Annotated in this window: 22 protein-coding genes and 2 other RNA genes; 19 read left to right on the forward strand and 5 right to left on the reverse strand. The window is 45.5% G+C overall.

The window, feature by feature from the left end:
• Window positions 1–7: 7 nt before the first annotated feature.
• The 3 genes from WHS38_08625 to WHS38_08635 are packed head-to-tail and all read right to left on the reverse strand — an operon-like array spanning window position 8 to window position 2,048.
• On the reverse strand, window positions 8–1,336 hold the full coding sequence (locus WHS38_08625) for an FAD-dependent oxidoreductase (protein MEJ5301039.1): 1,329 nt from the start codon (window positions 1,334–1,336) through the stop codon (window positions 8–10).
• Window positions 1,336–1,794: a hydrogenase iron-sulfur subunit gene (locus WHS38_08630; GenBank protein ID MEJ5301040.1), complete on the reverse strand. Its 459-nt coding sequence runs from the start codon at window positions 1,792–1,794 to the stop codon at window positions 1,336–1,338. The genes WHS38_08625 and WHS38_08630 overlap by 1 nt, the downstream gene beginning before the upstream one ends.
• 8 nt (window positions 1,795–1,802) lie before the next feature.
• Window positions 1,803–2,048, reverse strand: coding sequence for a sulfurtransferase TusA family protein (locus tag WHS38_08635; GenBank protein MEJ5301041.1), 246 nt, complete (start codon window positions 2,046–2,048; stop codon window positions 1,803–1,805).
• Between the two features lie 243 nt (window positions 2,049–2,291).
• Between WHS38_08635 and WHS38_08640 the strand changes: the two genes are divergently transcribed.
• Together WHS38_08640 and WHS38_08645 are read left to right on the forward strand one after the other, a co-directional pair.
• A complete protein-coding gene (locus tag WHS38_08640; protein ID MEJ5301042.1) occupies window positions 2,292–3,677 on the forward strand; it encodes a sigma 54-interacting transcriptional regulator in 1,386 nt (461 codons plus the stop codon).
• A 194-nt stretch (window positions 3,678–3,871) separates the two neighbouring features.
• Window positions 3,872–5,833: a methyl-accepting chemotaxis protein gene (locus WHS38_08645; GenBank protein ID MEJ5301043.1), complete on the forward strand. Its 1,962-nt coding sequence runs from the start codon at window positions 3,872–3,874 to the stop codon at window positions 5,831–5,833.
• 510 nt (window positions 5,834–6,343) lie between these two features.
• On the opposite strand, the gene ssrA is transcribed toward WHS38_08645, so the two are convergent.
• Window positions 6,344–6,704, reverse strand: a transfer-messenger RNA (tmRNA) gene (gene ssrA, locus WHS38_08650).
• Between the two features lie 198 nt (window positions 6,705–6,902).
• On the opposite strand from ssrA, the gene WHS38_08655 reads away from it, so the two are divergent.
• The 13 genes from WHS38_08655 to WHS38_08715 all read left to right on the forward strand — a co-directional run bounded on the left by WHS38_08655 (window position 6,903) and on the right by WHS38_08715 (window position 18,339).
• The gene (locus tag WHS38_08655) at window positions 6,903–7,460 is read left to right on the forward strand and encodes a DUF177 domain-containing protein (GenBank protein ID MEJ5301044.1); all 558 of its coding nucleotides are present in this window, start codon (window positions 6,903–6,905) and stop codon (window positions 7,458–7,460) included.
• Window positions 7,461–7,494: 34 nt separating this feature from the next.
• The gene (rpmF, locus tag WHS38_08660; GenBank protein ID MEJ5301045.1) at window positions 7,495–7,680 is read left to right on the forward strand and encodes a 50S ribosomal protein L32; all 186 of its coding nucleotides are present in this window, start codon (window positions 7,495–7,497) and stop codon (window positions 7,678–7,680) included.
• A 157-nt stretch (window positions 7,681–7,837) separates the two neighbouring features.
• On the forward strand, window positions 7,838–8,875 hold the full coding sequence (locus tag WHS38_08665; protein ID MEJ5301046.1) for a hypothetical protein: 1,038 nt from the start codon (window positions 7,838–7,840) through the stop codon (window positions 8,873–8,875).
• A gap of 71 nt (window positions 8,876–8,946) precedes the next feature.
• Complete coding sequence (locus WHS38_08670) at window positions 8,947–10,119, forward strand: acyl-CoA dehydrogenase family protein (protein MEJ5301047.1); 1,173 nt, start codon at window positions 8,947–8,949, stop codon at window positions 10,117–10,119.
• A 21-nt stretch (window positions 10,120–10,140) separates the two neighbouring features.
• Window positions 10,141–10,938, forward strand: a complete 798-nt coding sequence (locus WHS38_08675; GenBank protein ID MEJ5301048.1) for an electron transfer flavoprotein subunit beta/FixA family protein — start codon at window positions 10,141–10,143, stop codon at window positions 10,936–10,938.
• A complete protein-coding gene (locus WHS38_08680) occupies window positions 10,935–12,137 on the forward strand; it encodes an electron transfer flavoprotein subunit alpha (GenBank protein MEJ5301049.1) in 1,203 nt (400 codons plus the stop codon). The genes WHS38_08675 and WHS38_08680 overlap by 4 nt, the downstream gene beginning before the upstream one ends.
• A 68-nt stretch (window positions 12,138–12,205) precedes the next feature.
• Window positions 12,206–12,946 carry a 3-oxoacyl-[acyl-carrier-protein] reductase gene (gene fabG / locus WHS38_08685; protein MEJ5301050.1) on the forward strand — a complete coding sequence of 247 codons (741 nt, stop codon included), beginning with the start codon at window positions 12,206–12,208 and terminating at the stop codon, window positions 12,944–12,946.
• Window positions 12,947–13,061: 115 nt separating this feature from the next.
• Window positions 13,062–14,330: a beta-ketoacyl-ACP synthase II gene (gene fabF / locus WHS38_08690; GenBank protein MEJ5301051.1), complete on the forward strand. Its 1,269-nt coding sequence runs from the start codon at window positions 13,062–13,064 to the stop codon at window positions 14,328–14,330.
• Window positions 14,327–14,767: a ribose 5-phosphate isomerase B gene (rpiB, locus tag WHS38_08695; protein ID MEJ5301052.1), complete on the forward strand. Its 441-nt coding sequence runs from the start codon at window positions 14,327–14,329 to the stop codon at window positions 14,765–14,767. The genes fabF and rpiB overlap by 4 nt, the downstream gene beginning before the upstream one ends.
• The gene (gene glyA, locus WHS38_08700) at window positions 14,764–16,020 is read left to right on the forward strand and encodes a serine hydroxymethyltransferase (GenBank protein ID MEJ5301053.1); all 1,257 of its coding nucleotides are present in this window, start codon (window positions 14,764–14,766) and stop codon (window positions 16,018–16,020) included. Before rpiB ends, glyA begins: the two co-directional genes overlap by 4 nt.
• A gap of 1 nt (window position 16,021) precedes the next feature.
• The gene (ribD, locus tag WHS38_08705) at window positions 16,022–17,167 is read left to right on the forward strand and encodes a bifunctional diaminohydroxyphosphoribosylaminopyrimidine deaminase/5-amino-6-(5-phosphoribosylamino)uracil reductase RibD (GenBank protein ID MEJ5301054.1); all 1,146 of its coding nucleotides are present in this window, start codon (window positions 16,022–16,024) and stop codon (window positions 17,165–17,167) included.
• Complete coding sequence (locus WHS38_08710; protein MEJ5301055.1) at window positions 17,149–17,802, forward strand: riboflavin synthase; 654 nt, start codon at window positions 17,149–17,151, stop codon at window positions 17,800–17,802. Before ribD ends, WHS38_08710 begins: the two co-directional genes overlap by 19 nt.
• 12 nt (window positions 17,803–17,814) lie before the next feature.
• On the forward strand, window positions 17,815–18,339 hold the full coding sequence (locus tag WHS38_08715) for a rhodanese-like domain-containing protein (protein ID MEJ5301056.1): 525 nt from the start codon (window positions 17,815–17,817) through the stop codon (window positions 18,337–18,339).
• Window positions 18,340–18,381: 42 nt separating this feature from the next.
• On the opposite strand, the gene WHS38_08720 is transcribed toward WHS38_08715, so the two are convergent.
• Entirely contained in the window at window positions 18,382–19,434 is a 1,053-nt protein-coding gene (locus tag WHS38_08720; GenBank protein ID MEJ5301057.1) for a methyltransferase domain-containing protein, read from the reverse strand.
• A 249-nt stretch (window positions 19,435–19,683) separates the two neighbouring features.
• Between WHS38_08720 and ssrS the strand changes: the two genes are divergently transcribed.
• The 4 genes from ssrS (at window position 19,684) to WHS38_08740 (ending at window position 23,793) form a co-directional block, all read left to right on the forward strand.
• A non-coding RNA gene (gene ssrS / locus WHS38_08725) (6S RNA) lies at window positions 19,684–19,858 on the forward strand.
• 141 nt (window positions 19,859–19,999) lie between these two features.
• Window positions 20,000–21,559, forward strand: coding sequence for a ribonuclease Y (gene rny, locus WHS38_08730; GenBank protein ID MEJ5301058.1), 1,560 nt, complete (start codon window positions 20,000–20,002; stop codon window positions 21,557–21,559).
• Between the two features lie 90 nt (window positions 21,560–21,649).
• On the forward strand, window positions 21,650–22,927 hold the full coding sequence (gene tyrS, locus WHS38_08735; GenBank protein MEJ5301059.1) for a tyrosine--tRNA ligase: 1,278 nt from the start codon (window positions 21,650–21,652) through the stop codon (window positions 22,925–22,927).
• 110 nt (window positions 22,928–23,037) lie between these two features.
• Window positions 23,038–23,793, forward strand: coding sequence for a 3-oxoacyl-ACP reductase family protein (locus WHS38_08740; protein ID MEJ5301060.1), 756 nt, complete (start codon window positions 23,038–23,040; stop codon window positions 23,791–23,793).
• The last annotated feature ends 14 nt before the right edge of the window (window positions 23,794–23,807 follow it).

Raw genomic sequence — 23,807 nt, forward strand, 5'->3', positions numbered from 1 at the left:
TGGTCCCTTAACCTGGCATTTTTACGCTGCCAGGCTCAATCTCTCTGGCTTTTGCTGCTTTTATGTAATTTGCCGCCTGCATTGCTGCAGCGCTCGCCTCAGCAATGCTATCCACAATGTCTTTCATTCCCAGAGCTGCCCCGGCTGCAAAGATGCCGTCTTCGTGAGTTTTTGTAGGCACAGCTAATGGATCAGGTCCGATCAGAAAATGATCAGATCCTGTGGCAAGAGAAGAATTCGAAACGGGAACCCAGGACGGGATTTTTCCTAAAGCCAGCACCACAAGATCATGTTGAGCTGTTGTTACACCGCCGTTTAGTTGATCTTCATAGTGAACAATAACTGAGTCGTCGTCACCCTGCTCCAGCCACGCCACTTTTGCTCTTACAAATTGGATGCCCATGGCTCTGGCGTTCTGGTAAAACTGCTCGTAATTTTTCCCGAAAGCTCTTATGTCCATGAAATAAATTGTGATATCCGCAAGGGGCAAAGCACCGGAAACAAGCATAGCCTGTTTGATTGCATACATGCAGCAGACTCGGGAGCAGTAAGGGATACCAAAACTTAGGTCTCTTGACCCTACGCATTGAATAAAGGCTACCGAATCGGGTTCTTTTCCATCGGAAGGACGCAGGACTCGATTATAGGGACCATGAGGCGCCAGAAGGCGTTCCATCTGAAGAGCGCTTATAACATTGCGAATGCTTCCTTTTCCATATTGAGGGACCTCATCAATTGTAATAGTGGAAAATCCCGTAGTCACAACGGCAGCAATCGCTTCAATGATGAACGTTTCCGACTTTTGATCATAAACTATGGCATCTGTTGGGCAAACCGAATAGCATCTACCACACAACATACAGTAATCCGGATTCAACACGGCGATTTGCGGAATTGCATTGGAAAAAGGAACGGAAATCGCTTTCGTCGCTGCAAAGTTTCCTTGATATGAGTCAGGCATAAAAACAGGACAGGCATATTCGCATTTACGGCATCCTATGCATTTTTCTTCATCAACATAGCGAGCTTTTTTCAACACGGTAGCATGTATTAGCCTATCTTTTTTCTTTTCGAGCTTTTGAAGTTCGCAGTAGGTAAAAAGCTTTATTCTACCGTGATGAGCCGCCGCAGCCATCTTTGGTGTAGTTATACAGCTTGCGCAGTCCAGGGTGGGGAAAACCTTAGAAAGTTTTATCATGGCGCCACCAATAGATGTATCCTTTTCAACTAGCGCTACTGAATGTCCCTGATCGGCGATGTCTAAAGCGGCTTGAAGTCCGGCAATACCGCCTCCGATAACCACAACATCAAAGTTTAAGATCCGGTGGTCTTTCATTAGCTTCCTCCCTCGCTTCCAGCACCACCGCTTGCCTCTGAGAGTATTCTCTCACTACCTGGCGGTCCCAGTTCTTTAACGATTTCGGCCATCTGGTTCACTTCGTTCAGGAAGGCTCGAATGCACACCGTGCAGATGGAAGTAAGTCTTAGGCGGCGTATGTCCAATCCTCGAACTTTCATGAGTTGATAAACTCGGTCGATTCTTCTGGCGAGAGCTTCATAAGCCCCTTCGTATGGGCATTCCACGCCGCAACTCATAACAATGATGCCCCAGATGCCTTTTTCGAAGCAGTCGAGATAGAACTTTTCAGGAAACATCACTGGCGCTTTAACCTTCAAGATGTAAGTGTTAGCTGGATAACTTGCGTGAGCCTGTCCTACTGCATCCGCACCGGGATAAGCGCAAGCTTCTGTTGCCAGAATAAGGATTTTCCCTGCCTGGCTGGGAGAATTCATAAGCAACCCTATTTTTTTCGCATTACAAAGATTCGTTCGTAGCCGTCTGCTGAAACATGACCGAGATACTCATGACCGGCTTTCTTTGCCCACACGGGGATATCGTTTTTGGTGCCGGGGTCACTTGAAAGAATTTCAAGCACTTCGCCAACTTTAACCTTCCCTATGGCTTTTTTGGCTTCAAGAAGGGGACCCGGACAGGCACTGCCTCGAGCATCAACAACCGCTGCTGGTTTTACGTTGCCAAGATCCATGATGGTTCCTCCTCTGTGTTACGTTTTTTTATTCTTCGCATCATCTGTTCGCTCATAACTTTGGGCAAGGATTGTGCCAGGTAGTGTTCCTTTTTCGAAATAGCCCGACTTTCAGATTGGACAATAAATTGCGGTCAAAACATCCTGGGATGAAGGTTGTTTACAACCTGTTTCTTTGTTAACATATTAATGTTTCCAGCCGACAAAGTTAACATATTAAGTTAACATTAAAGGAGAAATCTAATGTTTAAGCTGGATCGCGATAAGTATTGGCAGACGATAGTTAACACCATGATGGACGGGCTTATGGTGGTTGATGTGGATGGGAAAATTGTGTTTGTCAACAGAGCCCTGGAAGAAATGAGTGGTTACAGGAAGGAGGAACTCATTGGGAAATCCTGCCAGATACTAGAATGCGATACTTGCCTAGAAGCCATCCGAAAAGGGGGAACAAAGCATTGTGCTCTTTTTATGGAACAACAGGTAAGAAGATGTCGGTGCACGATGAAAAGAAAAAACGGTGAGCCGCTACCTGTTTTGAAAAACGCGGTAGTGCTTAAAGATGACAAAGGGCAGATTGTTGGAGGCGTGGAAACTCTTACGGATCTTCGAGAATCAGTTGCCAAAGAAGAAGAAATTGCAAGACTGCGGCGTCATCTAAACCGGGAGGATGGTTTTGAAGGAATAATTGGTAAGCATCCCAGCATACAGAGAGTCTTTGAATTGATTGTAAGCGCAGCCAGTTCTGATGCGCCGGTTATTATCTATGGAGAAAGCGGAACGGGAAAAGAATTGGTCGCAGCGGCGATTCATCGTTTAAGTTCCAGGCGATTTGGTCCTTACATAAAAGTAAACTGTGCTGCTTTGAACGAACACCTTTTAGAGAGCGAACTTTTTGGGCACGTTAAAGGGGCTTTTACGGGGGCAGACAGGACTCGCGTCGGTCGATTTGAGGCTGCTCACCGCGGGAGTATCTTTCTGGATGAGATTGGCGACATCCCTTTAGGGACTCAAGTTAAGCTTTTGCGAGTGCTTCAGGAAAAGGAGATTGAACGTGTAGGAGATCATCGTCCTATAGCCGTGGATGTTAGAATTATTTCAGCAACCAACAAAAACCTTAAAGTGCTCATCGAACAGGGACGATTTAGAGATGATTTCTACTACAGAATAGCCGTTATTCCTATTATGCTGCCACCACTCAGGGAACGCAAGGAAGACATTCCTTTGCTTGTGGATCACTTTGCATCGAGGCTGTGTTTAAAGACAGGAAAAGATATAACAGGGATAAGCCACGATGCTCTGGCTCGCCTTATGGAATACCACTGGCCCGGTAATGTTCGAGAGCTTATCAACGTGCTGGAATATGCCTTCGTGGTTTGTCCCGGTGGGCAAATTATGATTCGCCACCTTCCTCCAAGTTTTGAAAATATGCACGGAATGGGGTCATTGGAAGGTGTAAAACATGCCGCAATTAGGAAAAACGGATCCAGCCGTGTTCTGGCTCTCGATAAAGAGACTATTCTGAATGTCTTAAAAGAAACCGGTGGCAATCGGTCAGAAGCCGCTCGCCGCCTAGGTATAAGTCGAATTACCCTGTGGAAGAAAATGAAAAATTTCAGGATAATTTAGTTGAATGAGCATGTGATTGCTCGCTCTGGGAAAATTATCCGGGTATTTTTTTTTGACAAGCCTTTTTGAGTTGTGGCATTATCAAGCTTGGTTTTGTTATCAATAAACACCTGCCCATAATCCAGCGTAGGGGAAACTTTTGAAGTTTTTTCGGCCAGTTATGTTGTTTCTCACAAATACAGGAGGTATTCCTTATGAACCTGAAAACCAGAATGATAATGATGGGAATTATTCCTGTTTGCGTGGTTATTTTACTTTCCGCATGGATAGTTTATTCGATCATAACTGATTATTCAGTTGCTAAACTCCAGATCGATAATGTCAATCTGCTGGCAAAAACATCAAACCTTATAACCTGCGTCCAGAAAGAAAGAGGCATGAGCGCTACCTTCCTGAGCGGTGGAGCCTCTGCTGAAGAAGTCAAAAGTGTAAGATCTGCAACAGATGAAGCTCTGAAAAGCTTTACGTTTGCATTATCTAAAGGAAAAATCGCCTCTGAGGTTTCAAGACAAGCTGGAGAAATTCCAAAATTGATTGAAAATGTCAGGTCTGAAGTTGATGCAAAAAAGGAGATGCAAAGTGTATTTTTCCGATACACCGATATTGTTGACAAGCTTCTTGCTGTTGAAGGCGCTTGTTCACAGGCTAAGACGGCTGGTGGTGTCGGCAAAATAATGGTGAGTGTTCAAGTACTTGAGCTTGCCAAAGAAAATGCTGGAAAACTTCGTGGATTTGGTTCCGGTCTCATAGCCAGAGGAAAGCCTCTTTCTGAAGATGAATTGTCTTTATTACTTATGTGGTTTGGTAATGTGGAATCCCTTCTTAAATCGCCACTGATCGTTCTTCCTGGAGATGTTATGGCAAAATTTCAGTCGGTTGTTTCGGGAAACGCGTTTAAGACGGCGGAAGACTTATCAAGGAAGATTCTAAGAGAAGCTCAGAGTGGCAATTTTACTGTCGAGCCTAAACATTTCTTCAAAGTGTGGACGGATTTTATATCCCAGACGGACGATGTAATACAGTCGGCGGTCAAGAGCAGTGAGAAAATTTCTGAACAGTTCGCTAGGAAAGCTAGAAGTATTCTTGCCGGCTCTTTAGCTGGGGGTGTGTTTATAATTGCTGTAATTCTTTTATTTTCCTTCTGGACTTACAGGTCAACCGTGAAAACACTTTATCAAGGACTGAACGAACTAAACGAGGCGTCAAAGCAAATTCTGAGCGGTTCTTCTCAACTTGCTTCTGCCAGCTCGAATTTGGCTGATGGTTCTGCACGGCAGGCGGCGGCAATTGAAGAAAGTAGTGCCGCATCAGAAGAGATGGCATCTCAGCTGCGGATGACAGTGGAAAACATAAGGGAGTTAAACAGACTTTCAGACCTTACGGCGTCGAGCATGAAAGCAAGCCACAAGGCTCTCCGTCAGAGCGCCGAAGCTTTAAAGCAGGTGGTAACAAACAGCGAATCAGCCGTGAAAATTATAAAGCATATCGATGAGATCGCCTTTCAAACCAATCTGCTCGCTTTGAACGCAGCGGTAGAGGCGGCTCGAGCAGGGGAAGCCGGTGCGGGATTTGCCGTGGTCGCTGAAGAAGTTCGCAGTCTTGCCATGAGAGCTGCTGAAGCATCAAAAGAAACACAGCACGTCATCGAAACAGTTGTGGAGGCAGTTAGGCGGGTGGATGAACTGACTCAGGAAAGCCTTAAGCTTTTCTACAAAATGGGAGAAGATGCTAAGAAAGTAACCGATATAGTAAAGGAAATTCGAGATGGTGCGGAAGAGCAAAGCAAGGGCGTGGATCAGCTAAATCAGGCCATTAACGAATTGAATCAAGTTGTTCAGGATAATGCATCAAGAGCCGAAGAGCTTGCCGCCGTTTCTGAAGAACTCGACGCTCAAAGCCAGCTTCTTGCCTCGCAAGTCATTAAAATTGCAAACTTTGCAGGAATTTCTATGGATTTGCGAAAAGAAAAGCTTATTGAAGAGCAAACTCCTAGAGCAGCGACTAAGCCCCAGAAAGTAGCAAAGTATCAGGCTCCTTTTACTGATAGGATGTCCGGTGCGACTGAAAAAAAGAAGGCTTCATTGCAAAAACAAACAGGGAAAGAAGTAAAACCGGAAGATGTAATTCCTTTGGATGATGATTTTTCGGGATTTTAACTATATTGTAATAGATACATTCTACCCGAATAGATACCGAAAGTCCTAACTGTAATAGGAGCCACGTTGAAACGTGCTCTAAAAATAAGGGCATTCAGAAGTTTTCCCCATGCAGGGTTTCTTTGACAATTGGGATAGAGGCGGTCAGTTTGACCAATTCCCTCCCTCACCACCAGGCTTGCTGGTCCGCACCGGGCGGTTCGAGAAGTGCAGGGGCGACCTCTTGTGGTTGCCTCTGCAAGCAGTTACTACGGTCTCTGCTGACTTCTCGTTCCGACTTGCCACCGTGACCCTTTCAGGCGCATGTAGGGGCGACGCATGCGTCGCCCATTTAATCTCAAGGGAGGACTCTCACCTCCAAGAGCACGTCCATGCCGGGCGCACCAATAAGTAGGGGCGACCGATCGGTCGCCCCTACATTTTATCTCTGGTGGCGAACCATATATTGAGTCGCTTACTAGCTAAACATTTTTTAGAGTTTGCAGATTTTCTAGGACGGGCTTTTTAATTTGGTGGAGGCGGCGGGAATCGAACCCGCGTCCGAGAGCCTTCAACTTATGCTTCTACATGCTTATCCCAGGTGATTCATTTCGATTTCTCGGCTCCACCTGAGCGAAAGCCTGAGGAATCTAGCCTGCAGATGTTTCGCTTAGAGAATTACAGGCTCCTTCTCTAAGCTATCCCGCATCCCGACGTCCCTTCCCGGCTCAGCGGGAGATTGCCGGAGGAACGGCAGCCGGTCTTAGGCGGCTGCAGCGTAGGCGTAATCGTCTGCTGCGTTTATGTTTAACCCCAGCAATTTTAGCGAGCTGCCAGGACGCTCGGCATGCTACATAAGCCTCTTGACCCCCGTCGAACCCAGATCGCCCCCTTAAAAAGCGATCCAAAAACATTTAGGAGTCGTTTTTAATATATCCTTTGATTTAAAATAGTCAAGGGAGATAGAGTCTGTTCGAAAATTTGGTGTTGAAGATAAGATGAATTTGTAGTTAGCCCCTCCAGCAGGCTTGACAGAATGTTTTATGTTTTTATACTCAACAAGTTACTGCTGAGAGGAAAAGGAGATATCATGAAGTTAAGAGTTAGTGATATACCAGATCAGGGAATTAGCTTGTCTTTTGCCTGGAGCAAGACAAGCCTTGATGTTTTTATGGCTCCAAACGATCCTTATGAGATTGATTTTGTTGAGCCTTTAGATGTTCAGGTAACATTTGAAAAACGGGCTAAATGTATCCACGTCTCAGGATCGGTTCGCGGGACGTTAACCATGACCTGCCACCGATGCCTCGACCATTTCCACTGGCACCTGAACCTTTCTTTGGAAACTTTTCTTTTCAACAAAACTCAAATAGATACGTTAGTAGAAGATGAAGAAGTGGAATTGGAAAATGAGAGACTGGAGGAAGAATTTTTCGACGGCGAGGAAATCGATGTTGATTTGATCATCGCTGAAGAAATTTTCCTTTCACTTCCGCAGGTTCTACTGTGCTCCGAAAACTGTAAGGGGTTGTGTCCACAATGTGGAGCCAATCTTAATAGGGAATCATGCACTTGCAGGAAGATGTCATCTTCCCCCTTCGCTGTGTTGCTACAGCGAAAAAATTTACTTCCTGCGGCTCATTCATAACCTAAAATTCAAACATGGAAGGAGATAAAAAAACATGGGTGTTCCAAAAAGAAAAACTTCTAGATCTAGACGAAACAACCGTAGATCTCACGATGGGCTTGACGCTCCCGCTGCTTCCATTTGCCCGAAGTGTAAAGAGACGAAACTCCCACACAGAATCTGCCCTGCTTGCGGAACCTACAAGGGCAGAGTTGTTTTGGAAGAGCAAGAAGAAGAATAAGAAAATAACCGGGAAGCGTCGCTTCGTTCAGAGTGACAGCCAAGACTGTCACTCTGAATTGTGTAACGTCAGAAAGTTTCCCACCGCTTTCCTGTTCTTGTCATTCGGTTGGTGGCGGCGAAAAATTCACTCAAGTTAGCCGTCCGGGGATTATGCGATGAGAATAGCTGTTGACGGGATGGGGGGAGATTACGCTCCCACCATGGTGGTTGAGGGAGTAAAACTTGCAATGAAGCACCCTGAGGTTCACTTTGTTCTATTCGGTGACGAAGGTGTTTTAAGAAGTTTTTTTCCCTCACTACCTTCCTCTATTTCTATTGTGCATGCATTTCAGAAGATCGGTGATGACGAAACGGGCATCCTTGCTATTCTGCGCCGGCCGAAATCTTCGCTCGCTCTTGCCATGAAGGCTCTTGCGGCTAAGGAAGTAGATGCGGTGGTGAGCGCTGGAGACAGTCGAGCTATAGTTGCGATGGCAAAACATTATGTGGGATTAAGTGGCAAGGTTAAGCGGCCGGTTTTAGGCGTTTTTGTGCCTTTTCCTTCTGAACGAGAGGTTCTTCTGGTGGATGCAGGGGCTTATACGGGTCTTCACGCCGTTCCTCTGGTGCAGGCTGCTCTCCTTGGGCGAGTTTACTGGCGTGTAATGAAAGGTTCAGCAGAACCTCGAATTGCTCTGCTGAATATCGGGCGAGAAAAATTCAAAGGTCCCGTGGAAGTAAGACGTGCAGCTATGATACTACAGGGACTGCCTGTAAATTTTGCCGGTTTTGTGGAGCCCCAGGATCTTTTTTCCCCCTCAACCACAGTCGATATACTTGTAGCAAACGGATTTGTGGGAAACCTCTTTTTGAAGCTTTACGAATCTCTTGCAGAACACCTTCTTAGAAGTTTTGAAACCTTTTGTAACTCAGCTTCTCAAGATTTTAGCCGATGGCAGGATCGTTTTGCTCGCTACCGTTACGAATGGACGGGAGGAGCCCCACTTCTTGGCATCAAAAGACCCGTAATTGTGGCTCACGGCAGATCAGGAGCTTTTGCCATATCTCGCGCAATAGAAAAAGCCATATTCATGGCTCAAGAAAATATTTCAGCAAAAATGGAAGCGGGTATCGAAACCGATCCCGCTTTGGTAAACATTTCCCGGCTTTACAAAAGCTGGGCAATGAGTGCTTTTGGGAGAAAAACATATTAAGTCTCAATGTTTTTCGCTTGAGGAGCAAACTATAAACTTAGGAAACAGAAGTTTTACGGACGGAGGTAGCAGTGGACTACTTTCTTACCGATGAACAAAAGCTTCTTCAGGAGATAGCTTACGAGATTGTTCGAGAACGAATAAGGCCGGTTAGAGCTGAACTGGACGAAAAGGAAGAATTTCCATGGGAAATCATGAAGGATCTTGCTCAGGCGGATCTTTTCGGTATCTGGATTCCAGAAGAATACGGTGGGCTCGGAATGGGCATCTTGGAAAACTGCCTGGTGGTTGAACAGCTTGCTCGAGGCTGTATTGGTATAGCAACAACCTATGCAGCGTCCGGTCTAGGGGCTTATCCCATTATTCTGTTTGGTAGCGAAGAACTTAAGCGTAAATATCTTCCCCCAATAGCTCGAGGTGAAAAACTTGCTGCTTTTGCTCTTACAGAACCAGGAGCAGGAAGTGATGTGTCGGCAATAAGAACTCGAGCTATTCGAGTTGGTGATGAATATATCCTGAACGGCACAAAACAGTGGATCACTAACGGTGGAGAGGCCGATATTTATTCAGTTTTTGCTATAACCGATCCCGCTAAGGGACCTCGAGGAGCCAGTTGTTTTGTGTTAGAAAAGGGAGATCCGGGATTTTCCTTCGGCAAAAAAGAACAAAAGCTGGGGATTAGAGCTTCGGCAACGCGAGAGCTTATCTTCAGCGACTGCCGAATTCCTAAGGATAGACTTGTCGGCAGAGAAGGTATGGGTTTCATCATAGCCATGAAAACCTTTGACAAGTCCAGACCCGGCATAGGAGCTCTCGGAGTTGGACTCGCTCAGGAAGCGCTCGACATATCGGCAGAATATGCTCGTAAAAGAATTCAGTTCGGAAAACCTATAATCTCTTTCCAGGTTATTCAGCATAAGCTTGCCGACATGGCTACAAAAGTAGAAGCCGCCAGATCTCTCATCTATTCCGCTGCTCGCTATCTTGATCGTGGAGATCCTCCCGATGCCAGCAAAATCGCCGCTATGTGTAAAATATTTGCAAGCGATGTGGCTGTGCAGGTGGCTCTTGAAGCTGTCCAGATTCTTGGAGGATACGGCTACATGAGAGACTATCCTGTGGAAAAGCTTCTTCGAGATTCCAAAATTCTCCAGATTTACGAAGGCACCAACGAGATTCAACGAAACATTATTGGTCAGGAACTTAACAAAGAATACGGGCGGAAAAAAGAATCATTTATTTAAGCGATTCAGGAGGTTGAGGGTGTGCATATTGTCGTTTGCGTGAAACAGGTTCCGGAAACACAAAATGTGAGGATTGATCCCACAACAAATACCCTCATTCGTCAAGGGGTTGCTTCAATTCTCAATCCCTTTGATCACTTTGCTTTAGAAGCAGCTCTTCGCATTAAGGATATGAACAAAAGCGGAGTGAGGGTTACGGTATTGACAATGGGTCCTCCTCAGGCAAAAGACGTTCTCGTGGAAGCTCTTTCCAGAGGAGCCGACGACGCAGTGCTTCTGAGCGACAGAGCTTTTGCCGGAGCTGATACCTGGGCAACTTCATATACTCTTGCGTCGGCAATAAAAAAAATGGGTGACGTGGATCTCGTAATCTGCGGCAAACAAGCCATAGACGGTGACACGGCTCAAGTAGGACCTGAACTCGCAACCCTTTTAGATATTCCCTACGCCACGTATGTTAGCAAGATCAATTTTATTGAACCGAGAGTGTTGAAAGTAGTTCGACAGACCGATGAAGGAACTGCTACGTGGAAAGTTCCTTTGCCCGCTCTCCTTGCAGTGCTTAAAGATGTGGGAAGGCTCAGAGTAAGGTCCTATAGAGCCACCCTTAGAGCCAGAAGCTATCAAGTTCCTGTGTGGAGTGCAGCAGATCTTGGGCTTGGAGAAGAAACGGTAGGCCTTAAGGGTTCTTACACTCAAGTAATTAAGGTTTTTAGCCCTCAGAGGGCAAAAGAGCGTGTGATGATAGAAGGTTCTGTGCAGGAGCAAGCCGCCAGGCTCTATGAGCTCCTGAAACAACAGGGGGTTCCAGGACTATGAAGGCTCTTATAGAAAAGGATCGTTGCACCGGCTGTGGCATTTGTGTTGATGTGTGCCCCGTTGGTGCTATCTCTCTTGTAGATGGAAAGGCGGAAGTTTCAGATGATTGCACTCTCTGCGGGATGTGTGTTGATTCCTGTGAGTTCGATGCCATATCGCTTCCTGAAGTAGGAACTGGGCCGTCAAAGGAACAGGAAACTTATCACGGTATATGGGTCTATGCTGAATGGAGGCATGGAAACATTCATCGAGTGTCTTACGAATTGCTATCGAAAGCTCGTCAGCTTGCCGATAAGAAAAAGGTTCCTGTGGGTGCCGTCTTACTCGGGTATAAATTGGATGGTCTGGAACAGGAACTCTTTCGCTATGGAGCCGATGTCGTTTATGTTGTTGATCATCCCGCTTTGACTCACTTTACAGACGAAGCCTATGGAAACGCTCTGGCTTTTCTTGCTAAACAATACCGACCGGAAATTCTGCTGGCTGGAGCGACATCCACAGGAAGATCTTTTATCCCGCGAGTTGCGGCTCTTTTGAAAACCGGTTTGACCGCCGATTGCACCGATCTGGATATAAACGACGAGGGGCTTCTTGTTCAGACTCGCCCAGCCTTTGGTGGGAACATCATGGCGTCCATTCTTTGTCCCTATGGAAGGCCTCAGATGGCAACGGTTCGTCCCAGAGTGATGCAGGCTTGTCAGCTTCTTGAGCCAAGACAGGGCGTTGTTGAAAAGGTTTCTGTTCCGGAAAATCTTCTGAAATCAAGAATTGAAGTAGTGGAAGAAACTCTGAGCGAAGGGCTATCAGCGTCCATAGTAGAAGCGGATGTGGTAATTTCAGGTGGGCGAAGCCTTCGTAAGAGAGAAAATTTCAAGATGCTTGAAGAACTTGCAAAGCTCATGAACGGTGCTGTAGGAGCAAGCCGGGGTGCTGTGGAAGCGGGATTGGCAGATCCATCTCAGCAGGTAGGACAAACGGGGCGAACGGTAGCTCCCGTTTTATATATGGCTGTTGGCATTTCGGGAGCCATCCAGCATGTGGTGGGCATGCAGGGGTCTAAAATTATCGTGGCAGTTAATAAGGACCCTGAAGCGCCAATTTTCGACATCTGCCACTATGGGGTGGTGGCGGATCTTTTTGATTTCATACCGGAGTTTATTAAACGTATAAAGGGAGAATGTGGCGATCCCTCTAATTAAAAATCGAGGCGAAAATTTGTTCGTCTCTGTCCTGTGTTTCTTTTCAGGACGATAAAAGGAGTTGCGCCATGTCTGATGCTAGAGTCGCAGTAGTTACGGGAGCTAGTCGAGGTATAGGACGGGCAATTGCTGTATCTCTTGCCGAAGCAGGTATGGATGTGGTGATCAATTTCCGTCACGGTAGAGAAGCCGCAGAAGAGACGGCTCAAAAAGTGGAATCTTTCGGAAGAAAAGCCTATCTCTTTCCCTTTGATGTTTCAGATCCGGAAGCTGTTAAAGATGGTTTCAAAGAGATCCTTAAAACCTGTGGTAGAGTCGATGTGCTGGTGAATAACGCAGGGGTAACTCGAGATAATCTGACAGTTCTTATGAAGTGGTCTGAATGGGAAGAAGTGATTCGCACCAACCTGTCGAGCGTTTTCCTGTGTTCGCAGGCGGTGATCAAGCCCATGCTTCGGCAGAAATGGGGACGAATTATCAACATAACCTCTGTTGTGGGCATTTCTGGCAATGCCGGACAGGCTAATTACGCCGCTGCGAAAGCAGGAATTATTGGTTTTACTAAATCGCTTGCTCGAGAGCTAGCATCTCGAGGTATCACCGTTAATGCAGTAGCTCCTGGATACATCGAAACGGACATGACCCGAGCTCTGCCTGAAGAAGCGCGCAATACGCTGCTTTCCCAGATTCCTCTCGGTAAAGAAGGAAAACCGGAAGATGTGGCGGCAGTTGTTCGTTTTTTAGCATCCGATGAAGCCCATTACATAACCGGTGAGGTTATTAAAATAAGTGGTGGGTTGTTTATGTGAGGCGTGGTGGTGAAATTGTGAAACAAAATTCTCTCGTGAAGAGAGAATGACTTCAGCCGAGGAAGGCAAGAAAGAATAACCTCCTGATCAAGTTAAGCATAAGAGAGGAAAATCCATGGTGGAAAAGGAGAAAAAAAAGCGAAGAGTCGTAATTACTGGAATCGGATTGGTCAGTCCTCTTGGTATTGGGATTGAAGAAAACTGGCAGGCTTTGATCGAAGGACGATCCGGAATCGGACCAATTACAAGATTTGATGCAAGTAACTATCAGACCCGATTTGCCGGCGAGGTCAAGAATTTCAATCCCGAAGATTTTATGCCCAAGAAAGAAGTAAGGAAGCTGGATATCTTTTTACATTTCGCTTTGGCAGCAACTCAAATGGCTGTAGAAGATGCTAAACTCACAATATCAGAAGAAGAAGCTCCTCGAGCTGGAACCATTATGGGGTGTGGACTGGGAGGGCTTACCACTATAGAATCTTCACACAAGATTCTTCTTGCTGAAGGTCCTAAGAAAATAAGCCCTTTTTTTATTCCTGCCATAATTGGCAATATGGCTCCCGGGCTTATGTCGATGAGGTATAACGCCAAGGGACCAAATCTTTCTATTCAAACTGCCTGCGCTGCCGGAACTCATGCTATCGGGACAGCTTTCCACATGATAAGAGATGGCATCATAGATATAGCCCTTACAGGAGGGGTCGAAGCGGTTGTAACCGCTATGGCTATTGCCGGCTTTAACGCAATGCGGGCTCTTTCTACAAGAAATGACGCTCCAGAAAAGGCTTCACGTCCTTTCGATAAAGAACGAGATGGTTTTGTTCTTAGTGAAGGGGCAGCAGTGCTTGTTCTTGAAACTTTAGATCGAGCTTTAGAGCGTGGAGCTTCCATTTACGCCGAAGTTATCGGCTTTGGGCTTACAAGCGACGCCTACCATATGACGGCCCCCGCACCAGAAGGAGAAGGAGCTGTTCGGTGTATGCAAATGGCTTTAGACGATGCCGGTATTCGTCCGGAGGAAGTTGACTACATAAACGCTCACGGCACATCAACCGACTTGAACGATCGCTTCGAAACGATGGCGATCAAACAGGTGTTTGGTTCCCATGCTTATAAACTGGCAGTGAGTTCAACGAAATCTATGACAGGTCATCTTTTAGGAGCTGCTGGGGGCGTTGAAGCAGCTTATACTGCTCTTACCATAAAGCGCGGAATCATTCCACCTACCATAAATTATGAATATCCCGACCCCGACTGTGATTTAGACTATGTCCCCAACGTGGCTAGATCGGCTCAAGTGAAAGTGGCTTTATCTAACTCTTTTGGGTTTGGGGGAACCAATGCAACAATTGTTATGAAGGCCTGGGAAGGGGACGTAAAATGAAGATTGCTGTAGGAAGCGACCACGCTGGGTATAGACTTAAGCAGATGCTCCGGGATTATCTGATTGAGGAAGGTCATGAAGTGGAGGACGTGGGGACCTTTTCAGAAGAATCCGTTCACTATCCCGAATTTGCTTTTAAAGTGGCACGCCTTGTGGTTGAAGGGAAAGCTGAAAGAGGAGTTTTGGTGTGCGGGAGCGGGATAGGAATGTGTATGGCGGCAAATAGATTTAGAGGTGTGCGCGCAGTTCATGCCACAGAACCCTATTCGGCAAAAATGAGCCGGCGGCACAATAATGCTAATGTGCTTTGCCTGGGTGAGCGTTTTATAGGCAAAGATATGGCTTTGGAAATTCTTCGAGTATGGTTAGCTGAACCTTTTGATGGTGGGCGGCATGAATTGCGAGTTCAAATGATGGATGAAATGGGGGATGTATGAGTATTCTAGAAAAAGTTGATCCCGAAATATACCGAGCGATAAAGCTCGAGGAGGAGCGTCAGCGATTCAAGCTAGAGCTTATCGCCTCGGAAAATTTTGTTAGCAGAGCTGTAAGGGAAGCTCAGGGTTCGGTTCTTACCAACAAATACGCCGAAGGATATCCAGGACGACGATATTACGGTGGCTGTGAGTATGTCGATATTGCTGAGCAACTCGCCATAGATAGAGCAAAAAAGCTTTTTCACGCTGAATACGCTAACGTTCAGCCTCACTCCGGTTCTCAGGCGAATATGGCAGTCTATTTTGCTGTTCTCAAGCCCGGGGATACTATAATGGGAATGGATCTCAGGCAGGGTGGACATCTTACTCATGGAAGCCCTGTGAGTTTTTCCGGGAGGTTTTATCGAGTAGTTTCCTATGGAGTGCATCCTGAAACCGAAGAGATTGACTACGATTCGATGAGAGAGCTTGCTCTCGCTGAACGACCAAAACTTATTATTGCTGGCGCCAGTGCATATCCCAGGATTATAGATTTTGCTCGCTTCCGAGCCGTGTGTGACGAGGTAGGCGCTCAACTCATGGTTGATATGGCTCATATCGCCGGATTGGTAGCCGCAGAACTTCACCCCAATCCGATTTTTCATGCTGACTTTGTAACGTCAACAACTCATAAGACTTTGAGAGGACCCAGAGGTGGACTCATACTGTCTCATGAACGATATGCCAGGCTCCTTGATAGCCAGCTCTTCCCTGGCATCCAGGGGGGACCTCTAATGCATGTTATTGCGGCGAAGGCTGTGGCTTTCAAAGAGGCAATGGAGCCGGCTTTTCGGGAATATCAGCGGCGTATAGTTGAAAATTCTAAGGCTCTTGCCAGTGCTCTGAAAGATCGAGGTTATCGCCTGGTGTCTGGTGGAACTGATAATCATCTTATGCTGGTTGATCTTAGAAACAAAGGAATTACGGGTAAAGAAGCTGAAGAAATCCTCGATAGGGCAGGCATTACGGTGAATAAAAATTCTATTCCTTTCGATCCGCAAAAGCCTAACATAACAAGTGGTATAAGACTTGGAACGGCAGCGGTAACGACTCGAGGAATGGGCGTCGAAGATATGAAGCAAATCGCCGCTTTTATAGATGAAGCTTTGACTGCAAAGGATGATCCAGCAAAAATTGAGACAATAAGCCGTAAAGTTCGCGACTTTGCTGGTTCCTTCCCCGCCCACAGATCTGTGTTTGGTTACGATGAATAAAGTGAACTCTACTGATGAAAAATTCATGCTGGAAGCTCTTAACCTTGCAAAAAAGGGGATGGGGCGAGTCAGCCCTAACCCCATGGTGGGAGCTGTCATAGTAAAAGACGGAATTGTTGTGGGGCGGGGCTTTCATAGAGCCGTCGGAGAGGCTCACGCTGAAGTTAACGCAATTCATGATGCTGGGGAGTCTGCTCGAGGAGCTACGCTCTATGTGACTCTTGAACCCTGTAACCACTACGGAAGGACTCCCCCCTGCACGGACGCCATACTTCGAGCTGGGATAAAAAAAGTGGTTATAGGAATGCTGGATCCTAACCCTCATGTTACTGGAGGTGGAGCGGATAGACTCTGCAGGGAGGGAGTTGAAGTTGTTAGTGGAATTCTAGAGGATGAATGCCGTTATCTTAACAGAACTTTTATAAAGTATGTAACCACAGGTTTTCCTTATGTTATTGCCAAGTCCGCCATGACCCTGGATGGCAAGATAGCTACTCGAACCGGCGATTCAAAGTGGATTACATCTGAGTTAGCAAGGCGGTTTGTGCATAAGTTAAGGTCCGAAGTGGATGCCATTTGCGTTGGTATAGGAACGGCTATAGCCGATAATCCCTTACTTACTGTTCGATACAATTTGAAAAAATCTCACCGTAAGCCAATACGAATTGTTATAGATCGGCAGCTCAGGATTTCCGAAGACAGTGATCTTGTTCAAACAGCGAAAAAAGTTCCGTGTTGGGTTTTTCACGGTGAAGATTGCAACAATGAAAAGCTAAGGAAACTTGAAGCCAGAGGTTTAAGGCTTATATGTATTCCGACAACAGAAACCGGACACCTAGATTTGAGAGAAATTTTTCGTTGGCTCGGAAAGGAACAGGTAACTTCTGTTCTTGTTGAAGGGGGAGCAGGTATTTTTGGTGGGTTGTTTGAGTCCTTGATTGATAAGAAAAGTGTCCCGCTTGTTGATGAGGTCTGTTTTTTCTATGCACCAAAGATTCTTGCCGATCCTGAAGCGATTTCCCTTTTTAGTTCCGGCGCACCACGTTTTTACATGTCAGAAGCTATTCAACTGGAGCGTGTTACTATTAAAAAATTTGGTCACGATGTAATGATTAGGGGGATTCTTTCATGTTCACAGGTCTTGTAGAGGGTATGGGCATAATTCGCCGAATAGGGAAACAGATAGAAATTGAACCCCTGGTCCATTTTGAAGCTCTGGTAATCGGCGAAAGCATAGCCGTTGATGGTGCTTGCCTTACGGTGGTGTCTTGGAACGGAAAAACCTTTTGTGCAGATGTTTCAGAAGAGACTTTCGCGAGAACCAATCTTGGGGATCGAAAACCGGGTGATAGAGTAAACCTGGAGCGCGCTTTGAAAGTGGGAGATCGACTCGGGGGACACCTCGTCATGGGGCACGTAGATTGTGTGGGAGTGCTTAAAAACAGAAGAGATGAAGGACCGTCAATAAGGCTTTTTTTCGAAATCCCTCTGAGATTTGGTCGTTATGTAGTTGAAAAGGGTTCCATTACTATAAACGGGGTCAGTCTCACAGTAAACGGCTGCGAAGGTAATCGTTTTGATGTTAATATTGTTCCCCATACTGCTATGGTCACAAATATTGGATTTTTGAAACCAGGTGATCGAGTCAACATAGAAACGGACATAATAGGAAAATATGTGGAAAGGATTCTTCTTGCGTGGAAAAATGAAAAGGACGCTCCTTCTGCTAAGGAATCTGGTATTACTGAAGAGTTTTTGAAATCCTACGGATTTTTGAAGTAGTGGAGTTAGAAGATGAGCGAAGTTGTTCGTCGAACCCTCTTTGAATCGGGAATCATTCTGATTGTTGCTATTATTGTGGCGCTGGGAACTAATGCTTTGCGTTCAGATCGACTGAAAATATTCGGAACTGATTGCATAAGGCAGTTTGGTGTTTGTGGTAGAACGATTAGTCAGGCAGATACAATCGACCTGGAGAAAACCCTGGCGCTTTTTTACAACAAAGCTGCCATTTTCATAGATGCTCGTTCCCCAATTTCATACGCTATGGGACACATACCCGGGGCTGTGAATATACCGAATGAAGGAAATTATCATCAATACGAAGAACTTATTAGTGGGTTTTCTCGGGACTCCTTCATCGTTGTTTACGATGACGGTGTTGGCGGTTCCGCAGTTCACGACGTGGCATTGATTTTTAAAGAAAAAGGTTTTTCTAAAGTGCTTCTTTTTTCCGGCGGGTTTACTCAATGGCGAAATAATGGACTTCCTGTTGATGCTGGCTTAAATCGAGGATCAGCATTTATGCCGGCAAACTAACGGAACCCCTTACTAAAAGGGGCGCCGTTAGTTCCCTGTTATCTATTCTTCTTCCACAATGCTTTCACGGTAAGCGTTAGGATGAGGAACCGGCATGGCGTCAATTCCGCTACTTTTCGGATTAAACCTGAATCTGTAGGAGAAACCAAGATTTCCTTGCTTCAACATAGCCATCCAGCCTCTAAGAAAGTATGGACAATTGTCATTGAAACAGATGTAGAAGTATTCTGTATCCCATTCTGTGAAGGGTGTGAGGGGAACTAGCCATTTTTTAAGTTTTTCACCGCAGTATGGACATTGTCTGTGTTTTGCAACCCATTCTTTAAGCTCTCTGTGTGACAACTCTGAAGGTGGCATAACAACCTCAGGATCAGTTGGCTCTGGTCTTTTTGGTCTGTTTGGATCGCCACCCACTTTTTCTCCATAGACTGCATATACAGGGTCACTTGGTATGTTTAGGTGGGCATATTTATCATCGCTTGGGCGCTTCTTTCCTTTGGATATGAAGAACGAAGGTTCTTCGAACAATCCGGATACAGAGAAATAATCAGCTACTAGGATTAGTCTTTCTTCTTCTGTAAGTTCTTTCCATATCCTTACAGCTTTTGGTGGAAAGTAACGGTTACTGAATGTGACAAGGAACAGTCCACCTGGTCGCAAGATTCTTCCTACCTCGGAGAAAATCTCAAATGGGCGAGTCATGTAATCAACAGACACTGTATTGAGAACCACATCAAAGAAGTTGTCAGGGAATGGTAGTGTTGGTGTCTCGTTTATATCATGAATGACATATTGAGTAAGTTTAGGATTGGCGCGTAACTCTTCCTCGTTTAACCCTAGTCCTATAACTAGCTCTGGTTTAACCGAGTCTGGAATATGTGAATCCCAGCTTGCCATTAGATCGAGAATTCTTGGAGCAGGTTCAATTATGAGAGTTCCTACTATGTGCTCGACAAGACGTAAAGCATTACTGTCCAGATGTTCCACGAAGCGAGGTTTTTGGTAAAAAATCCTATCCTGGGATTCGTCCTCTCGCTCAAAGCATCCAGGATGGTAATCGAAAAGATAATTTTTCTTTTTGGTGCAGGCAGGCATAGTTTTCTCCTTTCGTGCCTGATTTTTAGTATTTCCTGCCTGTCGGGGTTACTTAAAAGTAAGCTCTCATATTCCTATTAGCAAGTGTAATTGGTTTCAAAAATGAGCGGTTTTTGCCTTGACTTGATTTGCCGGAAATGACTAGAATTGAAATGGAAAAAGGAACTCGGATATTGAGGAGTTTCGGGATATTGTGGCAAGTTGATTAGCAGTAAGCCTGGTTGGCGGGCTTGTTGATATATTCTAAGTGTGCCCCTGGAATGTTGGTGATCGGTAGAACGTCTCTGAGCCAACACAAACAAACCGGGAGCCGCCTCTTGCTCTGGTGTGGAATTCCTTCGGGAATTCCCTAAAAGAGTAATGTGGCACCCACCTAGTCGATTCGGTTCAAGACCGACTACTGACACGGCATTCTGGGGGCAAATCATAACATCCCACCTTCTCAAATCTTGAAGTTCCTTTAATCAATTGCGAGATGCCCACATGGCTATGAGTTTTGCCGCATGTCGTGTGGGTTTTAATGTGTGCCCCTTGGCACTTAAAATATTTTTGTGAGGAGAGATCTATGACAGTTTTAATGGTGTTGTTGTTCATTGCCTCTATTGCTGCTGGGGCTGGCGTTGGAATATACGTTTACCAGCAGCTCCAGAAACAGCGATTCCAGGAAATTCAGTCCCAGGCTCAGGAAGTTCTCGATAGAGCCAAAAAAGAAGCTGAAACAATCAAGAAAGAGGCTATTCTCCAGGCAAAAGATACTCTTATTCAAATGAAAGCGGAGTTTGAGCGAGAGACGAAAGAAACTCGTAGAGAACTCCAGAATCTTGAAAAGAGATTGATGCAAAAGGAGGAAAATCTAGAGAGAAAAAGTGACCTTTTAGAAGCCAGAGACAAAGAACTTGCTAAGCGTGAACGGGAGCTTGAAAGGCTTTCTCGTGAGCTTTCTCAAAAAAGCGAAGAGTATGACAATTTGATTCAGGAGCAAACAAGACTCCTTGAAAGTATTGCCAAAATGACGACTCAAGAAGCCAAAAATATGCTCATTGAGTCTATTCGAGAGGAAGCACGCCGCGATGCGGCTCTTTTGGTGAAGAAAATCGAATCTGAAGCGAGAGAAATTGCTGACAAAAAAGCTAAGGAGATTATAGCCTTAGCGATACAGAGGTATGCTGGTGAGTATGTAGCGGAGAAAACCGTTTCCGTTGTATCACTTCCAAACGAGGAAATGAAGGGAAGGATAATAGGGAGAGAGGGACGTAATATCAGAGCTCTTGAAGCAATAACTGGAGTGGATCTTATTATAGATGACACACCGGAGGCGGTCATCCTTTCGGCGTTTAATCCAGTGCGGAGAGAGGTTGCAAGGATCGCTCTTGAACGTCTCATCTCCGATGGGCGAATTCATCCAGCTCGTATAGAAGAAGTGGTTGGCAAAGTGACGGAAGAGATTGAGCAGAGTATTAGGGAAGCAGGAGAACAAGCTGCTTTCGATGTGGGCGTTCATGGCCTGCATCCAGAACTTCTGCGACTTTTGGGAAAATTAAAATATCGCACCAGTTACGCTCAAAATGTGCTTGAACATTCTTTAGAAGTGGCATTCCTCTGCGGTATTATGGCGGCTGAACTAGGATTGGATCAGAAAGGGGCAAAGAGAGCAGGGCTACTCCATGATATTGGAAAGGCCGTGGATCACGAACTAGAAGGCCCTCATGCTTTGATTGGAGCAGAACTTGCTCGCCGATATGGCGAATCGGAGGCTATTGTTGAAGCTATTGCTTCACACCATGATGATGTGGCTCCCGAAGGTGTGCTGGCTGTTTTGGTTCAAGCAGCTGACGCTCTTTCTGGAGCTAGACCTGGAGCTAGAAAGGAATTGCTCGAAACATACATAAAAAGATTGGAAAATCTGGAACGTATCGCAATGGAATTTCCTGGGGTCAGCAAGTCTTATGCTATTCAGGCAGGGCGAGAGCTGAGAGTTATAGTTGAAAGTCAGGCGGTTGATGATGTTGGGGTTGTTATGCTTTCGCGGGATATTGCTAAAAAAATAGAATCAGAAATGACCTATCCGGGGCAGATAAAAGTAACGGTTATTAGGGAAACTCGAGCAGTAGAATACGCTAAATAGCAAAAGCAAATAAATGGATATGGATGGATAAGGAAATGCAGGGGCACCCTTATGGGGTGCCCTTCTATAAATTTGAGGGGAGGGAGAAAGTTGAACGTTCTAGATGAACTGCAAGCTCGAGGGTTTGTTGAGCAAGTAACGGATGAAGATGGATTAAAGGAATATCTTTCCAGTCCTTCCACTTGTTACATAGGATTTGACCCGACAGCCGATAGCCTTCATGTGGGAAGTCTTGTGCCAATACTCTCTCTTGTGCACATGCAAAGGTATGGGCATTGTCCTATCGCAATTGTGGGAGGCGGGACAGGGCTTATAGGTGATCCAAGTGGAAGAACGGAGATGCGAAAACTCCTTACAATAGAAGAAATTAACCGAAATGCTCAGAGTATAAAAAGACAGCTAGAAAAATTCATTGATTTTGGAGATGGAAAGGCAATTTTTCTTAATAATGCTGATTGGCTTGTAACCCTTAATTACATCGAGTTTCTGAGAGATATAGGATGTCACTTTAGCGTAAATCGTATGCTCGCCGCCGAAAGTTATAAACAAAGGCTGGAACAAGGGCTTACTTTTATTGAGTTTAACTACATGCTTCTTCAGGCTTACGACTTTTATCACTTGGCTAAAGAATATGGTTGTCTTCTCCAGATGGGAGGAAACGATCAGTGGGGAAATATTGTCGCCGGCGTTGAACTTATTCGGAGAAAATTGGGTAAAACCGCTTTTGGAATGACCTTCCCGCTAATAACTACAGCTTCCGGAACTAAGATGGGCAAGACTGCTCAGGGGGCTGTTTGGCTGAGCGAGGAAAAAACGTCGGTATTCGATTTTTATCAATATTGGGTTAACACAGATGATCGTGACGTAGAGCGTTTCTTGAAGCTCTTTACATTTATTCCTGTAGAAGAGATCGATGCGATTCGGAATCTTAGCGGAGAACAACTGAATCCCTTCAAACGCATCCTGGCTTACGAAGTAACAGCCTTAGTTCATGGCTACGAAAAAGCTAAAGAAGCCTATCTTTCCGCTTGTAGAACCTTCGGTTTTATAGATATCCCGCCCGATATTCTTCCCTCGAGCAGAATTCCCAGAGCGGTGCCCGAAGAAGCGATTGATGTCATCCCGGTCACCGTTATTTTAAGGGATAGAATTGTTGAAGGAGTTTCTTTTGTGGATTTGTTTGTTGAAACCGGTTTGTGTGCGTCAAAGAGTGCTGCAAGGCGGCTTATTGAGCAGGGTGGAGCTTATGTAAACAGCAGACGTATTGGTGATGCTTACGAAAAGGTAAGTTTAGAAGAATTCGGTAACGAGGGAACTTTACTGCTCAAAGCCGGAAAAAAGAGAGTTCATCGAGTAAGAATTGAATAAATCCGGCTGACTAAATTTCCACTAAAAACGAACGATAATTTAATATTCGTTGTGGCTGACGCCCTTAAGTAATTTTTCCGACATTAATGGGCAGATGAAAGGGTAGATGTATGGGACGTTTAGATGCAAAAAGTGCAATAGTTACCGGATCTGGGCGAGGTATTGGTCGAGCTATAGCTCTAGAACTGGCTCAAGAAGGTGCCGATGTGGCAATAGTGGATCTGGATCTTGAAAATGCAGAATCGGCCGCGAAAGAAATAAGACAAATGGGGCGTCAAAGCCTTGCCCTTAAAGTAGATGTTACTCGTTTTGCCGAAGTGAAAGAAGCCTTTGATAGAGTTCTTTCTGAGTTCGGGAAAGTCGATATTCTGGTTAACAATGTGGGCTGGGACAAGGTGATGCCCTTTGTGCAAACTACAGAAGAACTATGGGACAAGTTAATAGCTGTTAATTATCGAAGTGTGCTGAATTGCTCTCGTGCCATTTTGGATCACATGATAGAAAGGCGATACGGTAAGATTCTCAGCATTAGTTCCGATGCTGGACGTGTGGGATCAACAGGAGAAGCAGTCTATTCCGGATGTAAGGGTGCAGTCATCGCCTTCAGCAAATCTTTAGCGCGTGAAGTGGCTCGGTATAAGATCAACGTAAATGTTGTATGTCCAGGTCCTACCGATACGCCGCTTTTTTCTGAAATTGCTGGTGAAAACCCGAAACTGGCGGGAGCTTTAGAAAAGGCTATCCCTTGGGGTCGCCTGGCAAAGCCCGAAGATATAGCTCCAGTTGTTGCTTTTCTGGTATCGGACACTGCGGATTACATAACTGGACAGACGATAAGCGTGAGCGGTGGACTTACAATGGTATGAGAATTGTTGTCTGA

Source organism: Thermodesulforhabdaceae bacterium, from assembly GCA_037482015.1.
GTDB lineage: Bacteria > Desulfobacterota > Syntrophobacteria > Syntrophobacterales > Thermodesulforhabdaceae > JAOACS01.

Excerpts from the sequence above, each read along its gene's own strand:
- WHS38_08625 (MEJ5301039.1), bottom strand. The coding sequence starts at position 1,336 with ATGAAAGACCACCGGATCTTAAACTTTGATGTTGTGGTTATCGGAGGC.
- WHS38_08630 (MEJ5301040.1), bottom strand. The coding sequence starts at position 1,794 with ATGAATTCTCCCAGCCAGGCAGGGAAAATCCTTATTCTGGCAACAGAA.
- WHS38_08635 (MEJ5301041.1), bottom strand. The coding sequence starts at position 2,048 with ATGGATCTTGGCAACGTAAAACCAGCAGCGGTTGTTGATGCTCGAGGC.
- WHS38_08640 (MEJ5301042.1), top strand. The coding sequence starts at position 2,292 with ATGTTTAAGCTGGATCGCGATAAGTATTGGCAGACGATAGTTAACACC.
- WHS38_08645 (MEJ5301043.1), top strand. The coding sequence starts at position 3,872 with ATGAACCTGAAAACCAGAATGATAATGATGGGAATTATTCCTGTTTGC.
- WHS38_08655 (MEJ5301044.1), top strand. The coding sequence starts at position 6,903 with ATGAAGTTAAGAGTTAGTGATATACCAGATCAGGGAATTAGCTTGTCT.
- rpmF (MEJ5301045.1), top strand. The coding sequence starts at position 7,495 with ATGGGTGTTCCAAAAAGAAAAACTTCTAGATCTAGACGAAACAACCGT.
- WHS38_08665 (MEJ5301046.1), top strand. The coding sequence starts at position 7,838 with ATGAGAATAGCTGTTGACGGGATGGGGGGAGATTACGCTCCCACCATG.
- WHS38_08680 (MEJ5301049.1), top strand. The coding sequence starts at position 10,935 with ATGAAGGCTCTTATAGAAAAGGATCGTTGCACCGGCTGTGGCATTTGT.
- fabG (MEJ5301050.1), top strand. The coding sequence starts at position 12,206 with ATGTCTGATGCTAGAGTCGCAGTAGTTACGGGAGCTAGTCGAGGTATA.
- fabF (MEJ5301051.1), top strand. The coding sequence starts at position 13,062 with ATGGTGGAAAAGGAGAAAAAAAAGCGAAGAGTCGTAATTACTGGAATC.
- rpiB (MEJ5301052.1), top strand. The coding sequence starts at position 14,327 with ATGAAGATTGCTGTAGGAAGCGACCACGCTGGGTATAGACTTAAGCAG.
- glyA (MEJ5301053.1), top strand. The coding sequence starts at position 14,764 with ATGAGTATTCTAGAAAAAGTTGATCCCGAAATATACCGAGCGATAAAG.
- WHS38_08710 (MEJ5301055.1), top strand. The coding sequence starts at position 17,149 with ATGTTCACAGGTCTTGTAGAGGGTATGGGCATAATTCGCCGAATAGGG.
- WHS38_08715 (MEJ5301056.1), top strand. The coding sequence starts at position 17,815 with ATGAGCGAAGTTGTTCGTCGAACCCTCTTTGAATCGGGAATCATTCTG.
- WHS38_08720 (MEJ5301057.1), bottom strand. The coding sequence starts at position 19,434 with ATGCCTGCCTGCACCAAAAAGAAAAATTATCTTTTCGATTACCATCCT.
- rny (MEJ5301058.1), top strand. The coding sequence starts at position 20,000 with ATGACAGTTTTAATGGTGTTGTTGTTCATTGCCTCTATTGCTGCTGGG.
- WHS38_08740 (MEJ5301060.1), top strand. The coding sequence starts at position 23,038 with ATGGGACGTTTAGATGCAAAAAGTGCAATAGTTACCGGATCTGGGCGA.